Here is an 8,564-nt window from a genome sequence, read left to right as displayed (position 1 = left end):
TTCCGATCGCGATGGAAGAAAAGCTGCGCTTCGCTATCCGCGAAGGTGGCCGCACCGTCGGCGCCGGCATCGTCGCCTCGATCATCAAGTAATCTTCTGATCCATCAGGATTTTCTCAACCCCGCCGGGCGACCGGCGGGGTTTTTCGTTGCCATCAGGGCATGCTTTGACGGATCATGCCCGAAGCGATGCATCATCGGGCGTCGAAGCCCGGGAGGGGGGAGACATGCCAGGACGGGGATTTGCGCCGCGGGCGCTGGGGGAGATTGCCATACGCTGCAAGGACTTTGCGGCCATGCAGGAGTTTTACGGGCTCGTTCTCGGTCTTGAAAGACTGAGTGGCGATGCGGGGCGGGATCACCGCTCGGGGATTGTCTTCTACCGGCTGGGCGAAAGTTTCGGCGGTCATGTGGCTGTGCTGGCGCTCTTCGAGGATCTTGCCGAGGACGTCGAAACCGGCGCGCGGTCCTCGCTTCATCATGTGGCGCTGAGCTTGCCCCATGAGGAGCAGACCAACGCGGCCACATGGCTGGAAAAGCACGGCTATGAGGCGCGCTTTCAGGATTTTGACTGGGCCGGCTGGCGCGGATTGTTCACGCGGGATCCGGATGGAAACACGGTCGAACTGGTTGCGGCCGTTCCGGGCCGGCATATCCGCTAGGATCAGCCCGTAAGCCACATCAGCGCAAGCGGCAGGGTGAAGAAGGAAAGCGCGGTCTGCACGGTGACCACGGCGGAGTAGAGCCGCGCATCGCCTCCGAGTTGGCGGGCCAGAACATAGCCGTTCATGGCCGTCGGGACGCCGGCGCCGAGCACCAGCATGGTCAGCGGCACGCCGGTGACACCGAATGCGCGTCCAAGGGCGAATATGACGATCGGGAAGATGATCAGCTTGATGATCGAGGCCAAAAGCACCATGGGGCGCGGCTTCAGCGCATCGGCAAGGACAAGGCCTGCGCCGACGAGGATGAGGCCCATGCCAAGCGCTGCGCGGGCGACGAGATCGAGCGTCACGAAGATCGGTTCATAGACGGGAATGGAAAGGGCATTGAACAGGATGCCCGCCAGGGCGCCGATGATCAGCGGATTGCTGATGACCTTTCTGATCATCGCGCGAACATCGCGGTTCTCGCCGGAAAACCATACCAGAACGCCGACATTGAGGATGTTGAGCGGAATGATATTGACGGCCATGACCAGCGCGATGACCGCCATGCCGTTGAGACCGGCCAGCTTGTCGGCAATGGCCAGCGCCATGAAGCCATTCCAGCGTGTTGACGTCTGAAACAGCGAGGTGAAGGCAGGGGCGGGGACGCCGGCGCGCTTCAGCGGTAGCCAGAGAAACAGCGAGAGCGCCGAGATCACGAGGACGCTGAGGATCGCACTCCAGCCGATACCGGAGGCGGAGAGCGCGGAAAAATCGGCCCGTGACAGGGTGGTGAAGAGCAGGGCCGGAAACAGCACATAATATCCAAGCTGATTGAGACCGCGCCAGAAGCCGTCATCGAAGATCGGGATACGTTTCAGCACCACGCCCAGGGCAACGGTGAGAAAGATCGGCAGGACGCTTTCGAAGATGATCAGCATGGACGGCTCCGGTCTTGAGGCTGTTTCTGCTTACGCGGCGTTTGGTCCCGCTGCAATGCGATCGGTTTTGTTTGCGTGATTTTAACCACTGTTGTAGAAGGGGGCTTGCCTGACAGCGTTAACACCGCCACAGGTTTTGAGAATGGAGTGCGTTTGATGGCGGTTGCCGGGAGCAAAAAAGACTACATGATGCTGACGGGCGTGTTTTTCGCGACCGTGCCGGTGGATCTTTATATCAGCGCATCCGTCATGGGCTTTGTCGTCGTTGCCGATTTTCTGCTTCAGGGTGGTCTTGGTCGTGTCGCACGCCATGTCATGGCCGAGGGCGGTCGCGCCCTGCCGCCGGATGTACCGCCGACGGAGCGCCGGCCAAGCACCGTTTTCAGCCGCGGTTAAGCGCACTCAGGCGGTCCAGCGCGCCCTGCAGAATGAACGATGCCGCCGCCGAATCGATTCGCTCGGCGCGTTTCTGCCGCGAGACGTCCATTTCCAGCAAAGCCCGCTCAGCCGCCACCGTTGAAAGCCGCTCGTCCCAGAACACGAAGGGAATATCGGTCTTTTCGGCCATATTGCGCACGAAGGCCTTCGTTGCCTGTACCCGCGGGCCGGCTGAGCCGTCCATATTCATCGGCAGACCGATGATGAAGGCCCGGACCGAGTCCCTGGCGGCTGCGGTCAGCAGATTTTCGGCATCGATGGTGAATTTTACCCGGCGAATGACCGGGCGCGGATTGGCAAGCCGCCAGCCGAGATCCGAGACGGCAAGGCCGATCGTCTTTGTGCCAAGGTCGAGACCGGCGATCACGGCGGGCGGGGAAAGCGTTTCAGCCAAGTCCTCGATGGTCAGCACGGTCATGACTGTATCTTCCATTTTTTCATCATCGCCGCCCGCTGGCGTGGAAATTGGTGGTGCGAGTTGTTACCTTCATAATAGAGAGGAATAAACACAAATTCACTGCCGAAGGAGACATCCCATGAAGGTTACCTGGCTTGGCCATGCCGCATTCCGCATCGAAATTGCCGGTGCCACGATCCTGATGGATCCGTTTCTGACTGGAAACCCGTCTTTTGCCGGGCAGGATTTCAAGGCTGCGACGGCGGGCGTGACCCATATCCTGCTGACCCACGGCCATGGTGACCATATTGGCGATACGGTTGACATTGCCAAGGAGAGTGGCGCCGTCGTGCTGGCAAATGCCGATCTTGCCGCCTGGCTCGGCACCAAAGGACTCAGCCGGATCGAGGCAGGCAATACCGGCGGCACGGTCGGGTTCGATGGCTTCACCGTCACCTTCACCAATGCCTTTCATTCGTCCGCTTTCCTCACCGAAGATGGCGTGTCGCATGCGCTTGGCAATCCCAACGGATTGATGCTGCATATCGATGACGAGCCGACGCTCTATCATATGGGCGATACCGATATCTTCTCCGACATGGCGCTGATCAATGAACTTCATGCGCCATCGATCGGTCTGGTGCCGATCGGTGACCGATTCACGATGGGCGGCGCGGTTGCGGCGCTTGCCTGCCAGCGTTATTTCAACTTCGATACCGTAATGCCCTGTCATTACGGCACTTTCCCCATTATTGACCAGACGGCGGAAAAGTTTATCGCTGGTATGGAGGGGGCGCGTGCCGAAGTTCAGGCGATAAAACCGGGAGAGAGCGTCTCCTTCTGACGAAATGCCCCGTTGCGAAGGGCGGCGACGCCCTTTATAGCGTTCAGGGAAACCACGATCCGGAGAGAATTCATGTCCGTAGACACCGCGACCGTCAAACGTGTTGCACGCCTGGCCCGTATTGCCGTCAATGACGAAGCTGCCGAACGTATGACCGGCGAGCTGAACGCAATCCTGGGCTTTGTCGAACAGCTTGGCGAAGTTGATGTGGAAGGCGTGGAGCCCATGACCTCGGTCACACCGATGGCCATGAAAAAGCGCGAAGATGTCGTCTCCGACGGCAACAAGGCCGAAGACATCGTTGCCAATGCCCCGGAATCGGAGAGGAACTTCTTTCTAGTGCCCAAGGTTGTGGAGTGAGGGATGGTACAGACAAAGATTGATATCGAAAGCCCGCATCAGGAGGATCTGCGCGCGCTTTTCACGGAACTCAAGGTTTCGCTCGCCGGCATGTCAACGAATGACGTGATCGACTATCAGATGTCGGTTGCCGACATGACCGCGCCGGATACGACGACATTTGTCGCCCGTGTCAACAATGAGGCTGTGGCCTGCGGTTCGCTGGTCCGCCACAAGAACGGTATCGCCGAAATCAAGCGCATGTATACCGAGCCGAAGTTCCGCAAGCACGGGATCGGCAAGGCTGTCCTGCGTCATATCAGTGCGCTGGCGATGTCTGAAGGGTTTCGAGAACTGGTTGTCGTGACCGGCGCGAAATATGATGATGCGATCGCCTTTTATGAAAAAGAGGGCTTTCAGCGCTCTGAGAAGATCCTCGACCATGCGCCGTCAAAGCATTCCGTCTATTTCAAGAAGGCGCTTTGAGGCCTTTCGGGATAGCAGGAACCGGTTTTCGTCGGTAATTGCGTAAAAACAACATGATGGGATGCGACCGTTGATATTCAGTCAGCGGGCGTGTTCCCGGCCTAATTTGAAGTGACACCCATGACCGATCTGACCAGCCTGACCATCGCCGAGGCGCGCGAGAAGCTTGCGGCAAAGGAAATCAAAGCTCTTGAGCTGACCGAAGCTTATATCGCGGCGATCGATGCCTATAATGCGACCTTCAACGCCTATGTCGCGGTCACGCCGGAGAAGGCGCGCGACATGGCGAAGGCCTCGGACGTGCGCATTGCCGCGGGCAAGGCCGGTGCGCTGGAGGGTGTTCCGCTCGGCATCAAGGATCTGTTTGCCACCGAAGGCGTTCACACCCAGGCTGCGTCTCATATTCTCGATGGCTTCAAGCCGCGCTACGAATCAACCGTCACGCAGAACCTGTGGAACGACGGCGCGGTGATGCTCGGCAAGCTCAATATGGACGAGTTCGCCATGGGCTCCTCCAATGAGACCTCCTTTTACGGTCCGGTGATCAATCCTTGGCGCGCCAATGGCTCGAACCAGAACCTGGTGCCCGGCGGCTCTTCGGGCGGCTCTGCCGCAGCCGTTGCCGCCAATCTCTGTGCTGGCGCCACGGCAACCGATACCGGCGGCTCGATCCGTCAGCCGGCTGCCTTCACCGGCACGGTTGGCATCAAGCCGACCTATGGCCGCTGCTCGCGCTGGGGTGTCGCCGCCTTTGCCTCGTCGCTTGATCAGGCCGGCCCGATTGCCCGTGATGTCCGTGATGCTGCGATCATGCTGAAGTCAATGGCCAGCGTCGATGACAAGGATACGACCTCGGTTGATCTGCCCGTGCCTGATTATGAAGCTGCGATCGGCCAGTCGGTCAAGGGCATGAAGATCGGCATTCCGAAGGAATACCGGGTCGATGGCATGCCGGAGGATATCGAAAAGCTCTGGGCCAAGGGTATTGCCATGCTGAAGGATGCCGGCGCCGAGATCGTCGATATCTCGCTTCCGCATACCAAATACGCATTGCCCGCCTATTACATTGTTGCTCCGGCGGAAGCGTCGTCCAACCTCGCGCGTTATGACGGGGTGAAGTACGGCTTGCGCGTGCCCGGCCGCGACATTGCCGAGATGTACGAGAACACCCGCGCGGCAGGTTTCGGCAAGGAAGTGCAGCGCCGTATCATGATCGGCACCTATGTCCTTTCTGCCGGTTATTACGACGCCTATTATCTGCGTGCCCAGAAGGTTCGCACGCTGATCAAGCGCGACTTTGAAACCGTTTTCCACGAAGGCGTCGATGCCATTCTGACGCCGGCGACACCGTCGGCTGCATTCGGTATCGCTGATGAGGCACTGGCGGCAGATCCGGTCAAGATGTATCTGAACGATATCTTCACGGTGACGGTGAACATGGCCGGGCTGCCTGGTATTTCTGTTCCCGCCGGTGTCGACGCGAGCGGCCTGCCGCTTGGTCTGCAGCTGATCGGCAAGCCGTTTGAGGAAGAAACGCTGTTCCGCACGGCGTCAGTGATCGAAAAGGCTGCCGGACGTTTCATGCCGTCCAAGTGGTGGTAACAGATTTTACCAGTCTTGATTTGGGAATGCCGGTTGCATCTGCAGCCGGCATCAACCTGTTGGCAAGCTTGCCAATTCCCACTGGCGTCATAGCTGTGCTTGACGCAGATATCCAGATGCCGTGCGTCTGCACGGCGAAAGACTCTTTTAATACAATGCTTTGAAGAGCACGGATCCCCGTGACGAGCACGGGGATGACGACGGAGGGGGCGGCTATTCCATCCCAAGCCAATGACTTTCTCGGCAATCTGACGCCGGTTGCATCTGCAGCCGGCGTTTTTCTTTGCCTGCCTCCGGTCGGAATGGTCGATTTTGCGGCAACTTTGTGATCTGCGGTAAGTCCGAATTTACACTGCAATCCCGCCGTGTGCCTTTCTCCCGTTTGTTCTTGATGTCTCGATGTAGAGTGACCTGCTTCCGGATATCATTTGAATATTGCAACGCGGTCTCGCGCCCGAACGAAACGTGGCAAAGTCGATGTGATGGGTTTTTTCAGCATTTGTTGGTACTTTTAACAAAGTATTCTTTGTGCAGCGGTGCCTGTATTGCGCTCAGAGAATCTATGTGACGATTTTTGTCACTTGGACATGTTGTCTTAATTCACAAAAAACACGGATTTCAACTTGATAGAGGGCGTCAAAGAAACAGAATAGAAGATAACAAACTTTGAGACCTGCACCCTTTTTGATGTGTGCGGCCCTTCTGGCCGTAACCGGATGTACGACCGTGACAACCGGAAACAGTGAAACCCAGCTTTTCCAGCAATTCGTCCACAAACAGGATAGTAACCTCGACCTTCAGTCGAATGCGGGGCCGGATGACCGCCTGAAGCTTGCCTATGCCTCTGCCGACACAGGCGATGATCTGAACGCCTCGGCCCGGTCCTTCGACCTTCTTATCGCGCTTGGCAAAAATCAGGTCAAGCTCTACCGCTATCGTGATCCGGCCTCCGGCAAGACAGCCTTCTTCGACGCCAAGGGCAACAAGATCGGTCAGTATCTGCTGCGCAATCCCGTACCGGATGGCAAGAAGACGTCCGGATTCGGCATGCGGCGCCATCCCATTCTCGGCTATACGCGCATGCATTCCGGCGTTGACTGGTCGGCGCCTGCCGGCACCCCCATTCTCGCTGCGGCTGATGGCGTGGTCTCCTTCAAGGGACGCAAGGGCGAGGACGGCAACCAGATCGTCATCGATCACGGCAATGGCTACCAGACCTCCTATAGCCATCAGAGCAAATTCGCCGCCAATATCAAGGTGGGCACAAAGGTCAGCCAGGGTGAGGTGATCGGCTATGTCGGACGATCCGGCCTGGCCACCGGGCCGCATCTTCACTACGAAGTTGTTGTCGGCGGCAAGGCCGTTGATCCGATGAAGGTCCACTTCATCATCGACGGCACGCTGACCGGCACGCAGCTGGCGCGGTTTGAGAAAACGGTCGGGGCGAGCTGAGCTGCAATCGTCGCTGCGCGGTTTGGGTGATGGCAGGCCGGCGGCGGGCACCGCCCGGATCTTGCCTTACCGCCGGAATCCGGGCAGTCCTGTCCATGGCTGCTATGCCTGATCCGGATGCGGCGATGCCTGTTGGCGGCATTCAGCCACGCTTCGAAATGCGCCATCAATCAGCACCGGTGCTGTGTCGCTTGCGTCATGTTCGATGGCGATGTCGATATCGCCCGCATATCCGCGCTGTGACAGCTCGATGCCGGATCGCGCATTGCGGATCATCCCGGGAAAACCGGTCTCGGCAGCGTGCCAGGCCATAGCCGCAAGAGCGGCTTCGCTGGAGCGCGCCGCCTGCATCGCGGCGATGATGGCACCAGCGCCGAGCCAGTCCTCGATTGCCGGGCGAAGGCTGCCGTCGGGCCACATCTCACCTGCGGGGATAACGCCGATATCACCGCCATTGGCCAGCGCCAGGGCGGCGTCAGCAACGGCCTTGCTGTTGCGTAATGCACCGGAGAGCACCGCGCGCTCGGCGCTTGCGGCAAAGCTGAGCCGTGATCCGTTGGGCGAGGGCAGCATCAGCCGGGTTCCTGCGGGAATGCGCGCGAGGCTTGCGGGCGAGAGCGAGTATTGGCCGCCCTGTGCCGACCGCGGATAGGCGAGCTCGGCATTGGCGCGGGCTGCGGCCTGCTCGGCAGCCCGACGGTCCCCGAGTGGAAACGGCAAGACGGTTGCGCCACTGGCAACGGCAATATCGACGGCCGTCGAGAAGGACAGGACGTCGACAATGATGATGACGCTGCAGAGCGGCTTGAGGGCTTGAAGTCCGGCCATGCCCCATTCGCAGTGGATCGTCTGTGGCATGGCCGTGCTTCCTTCATTACCGGTTGTCCGGTTCGGCTCTGACCAGTTCGAGCCCGCGGGCGGTGATCTGGTAGGGGCGTCCGTCTTTTGAGCGGATCGCCCGTTTCGCCTTCAGTTTACGAAACAGGATGAGATCGAGGTCCGGATAGAGCCAGCCATCGCGGGTGAAGCATTCGGCCTTTTCGATCTTATTGGTTTCAGTGCGTATGAGTTCGATCCTGCCGCCCTGGGCGAGCAGGTGCAGAATGCGCTGTTCGGCGCGGGAAATATCCATCGTGGTGAAATCCGCTCTCAGCCTTCTTCCAAAGAAGAAGGCACAGGGAAACTGGGTCCGCGCATGCTGTCATGCATGGTGGGGTTCGTTTCCGGCCTCTGCGCGCACCCGCGTCAATCGCGGCAGCGGCAGGGCCCCTAGCGGGATTCCCTATAGCTGGACATAAACACTCCAAAATGGATGGGTTTTTCTAGTCCCGGTTGTCCCTTTCGTCAAGCGAAAGCGTTTGACGGCAAAGCCTACGGCTTGCGTCGGCGGCGCAATTGCTCTACCTCACGGAGAAGGAT

At 59.0% G+C, this 8,564-nt stretch carries 11 protein-coding genes and 1 pseudogene; 8 read left to right on the top strand and 4 right to left on the bottom strand.

Features of this window, described 5'->3' with window-relative positions:
- Window positions 1–92, top strand: a pseudogene (locus HCK86_RS09385) (elongation factor Tu); the annotation flags it as partial.
- A gap of 134 nt (window positions 93–226) precedes the next feature.
- Complete coding sequence (locus tag HCK86_RS09380) at window positions 227–661, top strand: VOC family protein (RefSeq protein WP_176084187.1); 435 nt, start codon at window positions 227–229, stop codon at window positions 659–661.
- 2 nt (window positions 662–663) lie between these two features.
- Here HCK86_RS09380 and HCK86_RS09375 read toward each other — a convergent pair whose 3' ends face one another.
- Window positions 664–1,587, bottom strand: coding sequence for an AEC family transporter (locus HCK86_RS09375; protein ID WP_176084186.1), 924 nt, complete (start codon window positions 1,585–1,587; stop codon window positions 664–666).
- Between the two features lie 156 nt (window positions 1,588–1,743).
- Between HCK86_RS09375 and HCK86_RS09370 the strand changes: the two genes are divergently transcribed.
- A complete protein-coding gene (locus HCK86_RS09370) occupies window positions 1,744–1,983 on the top strand; it encodes a hypothetical protein (protein WP_176084185.1) in 240 nt (79 codons plus the stop codon).
- Here the strand turns inward: HCK86_RS09370 and ruvX are convergent.
- A complete protein-coding gene (gene ruvX, locus HCK86_RS09365) occupies window positions 1,970–2,443 on the bottom strand; it encodes a Holliday junction resolvase RuvX (RefSeq protein WP_176084214.1) in 474 nt (157 codons plus the stop codon). The genes HCK86_RS09370 and ruvX overlap by 14 nt on opposite strands.
- A 118-nt stretch (window positions 2,444–2,561) precedes the next feature.
- Between ruvX and HCK86_RS09360 the strand changes: the two genes are divergently transcribed.
- From HCK86_RS09360 to HCK86_RS24290, 5 genes are all read left to right on the top strand, one after another.
- Window positions 2,562–3,266, top strand: a complete 705-nt coding sequence (locus HCK86_RS09360) for a metal-dependent hydrolase (protein ID WP_176084184.1) — start codon at window positions 2,562–2,564, stop codon at window positions 3,264–3,266.
- 72 nt (window positions 3,267–3,338) lie between these two features.
- Window positions 3,339–3,626, top strand: coding sequence for an Asp-tRNA(Asn)/Glu-tRNA(Gln) amidotransferase subunit GatC (gene gatC / locus HCK86_RS09355; protein ID WP_141147566.1), 288 nt, complete (start codon window positions 3,339–3,341; stop codon window positions 3,624–3,626).
- Between the two features lie 3 nt (window positions 3,627–3,629).
- Window positions 3,630–4,091, top strand: a complete 462-nt coding sequence (locus HCK86_RS09350) for a GNAT family N-acetyltransferase (RefSeq protein WP_176084183.1) — start codon at window positions 3,630–3,632, stop codon at window positions 4,089–4,091.
- A 120-nt stretch (window positions 4,092–4,211) separates the two neighbouring features.
- Window positions 4,212–5,693, top strand: a complete 1,482-nt coding sequence (gene gatA, locus HCK86_RS09345) for an Asp-tRNA(Asn)/Glu-tRNA(Gln) amidotransferase subunit GatA (RefSeq protein ID WP_176084182.1) — start codon at window positions 4,212–4,214, stop codon at window positions 5,691–5,693.
- Between the two features lie 726 nt (window positions 5,694–6,419).
- Entirely contained in the window at window positions 6,420–7,145 is a 726-nt protein-coding gene (locus HCK86_RS24290; RefSeq protein WP_176084181.1) for a M23 family metallopeptidase, read from the top strand.
- A gap of 102 nt (window positions 7,146–7,247) precedes the next feature.
- On the opposite strand, the gene HCK86_RS09335 is transcribed toward HCK86_RS24290, so the two are convergent.
- Window positions 7,248–8,003 carry a 2-phosphosulfolactate phosphatase gene (locus tag HCK86_RS09335; protein WP_176084180.1) on the bottom strand — a complete coding sequence of 252 codons (756 nt, stop codon included), beginning with the start codon at window positions 8,001–8,003 and terminating at the stop codon, window positions 7,248–7,250.
- 16 nt (window positions 8,004–8,019) lie between these two features.
- Window positions 8,020–8,277 (bottom strand): YjhX family toxin, encoded by a 258-nt coding sequence (locus HCK86_RS09330; RefSeq protein WP_141147562.1) that lies wholly within the window; start codon window positions 8,275–8,277, stop codon window positions 8,020–8,022.
- Window positions 8,278–8,564: the final 287 nt, after the last annotated feature.

Source organism: Martelella sp. HB161492 (assembly GCF_013184775.1).
In the GTDB taxonomy this organism is placed as follows: Bacteria; Pseudomonadota; Alphaproteobacteria; order Rhizobiales; family Rhizobiaceae; genus Martelella.
The sequence above is the reverse complement of the archived record's forward strand: the minus strand, read 5'-3'. Positions and strand labels throughout refer to the sequence as shown.

What these genes read in the sequence shown, in the direction of transcription:
- HCK86_RS09380 (WP_176084187.1), top strand. Translation starts at nt 227, where the DNA reads ATGCCAGGACGGGGATTTGCGCCGCGGGCGCTGGGGGAGATTGCCATA.
- HCK86_RS09335 (WP_176084180.1), bottom strand. Translation starts at nt 8,003, where the DNA reads ATGCCACAGACGATCCACTGCGAATGGGGCATGGCCGGACTTCAAGCC.
- HCK86_RS09375 (WP_176084186.1), bottom strand. Translation starts at nt 1,587, where the DNA reads ATGCTGATCATCTTCGAAAGCGTCCTGCCGATCTTTCTCACCGTTGCC.
- gatC (WP_141147566.1), top strand. Translation starts at nt 3,339, where the DNA reads ATGTCCGTAGACACCGCGACCGTCAAACGTGTTGCACGCCTGGCCCGT.
- HCK86_RS09370 (WP_176084185.1), top strand. Translation starts at nt 1,744, where the DNA reads ATGGCGGTTGCCGGGAGCAAAAAAGACTACATGATGCTGACGGGCGTG.
- HCK86_RS09360 (WP_176084184.1), top strand. Translation starts at nt 2,562, where the DNA reads ATGAAGGTTACCTGGCTTGGCCATGCCGCATTCCGCATCGAAATTGCC.
- ruvX (WP_176084214.1), bottom strand. Translation starts at nt 2,443, where the DNA reads ATGACCGTGCTGACCATCGAGGACTTGGCTGAAACGCTTTCCCCGCCC.
- HCK86_RS09350 (WP_176084183.1), top strand. Translation starts at nt 3,630, where the DNA reads ATGGTACAGACAAAGATTGATATCGAAAGCCCGCATCAGGAGGATCTG.
- HCK86_RS09330 (WP_141147562.1), bottom strand. Translation starts at nt 8,277, where the DNA reads ATGGATATTTCCCGCGCCGAACAGCGCATTCTGCACCTGCTCGCCCAG.
- gatA (WP_176084182.1), top strand. Translation starts at nt 4,212, where the DNA reads ATGACCGATCTGACCAGCCTGACCATCGCCGAGGCGCGCGAGAAGCTT.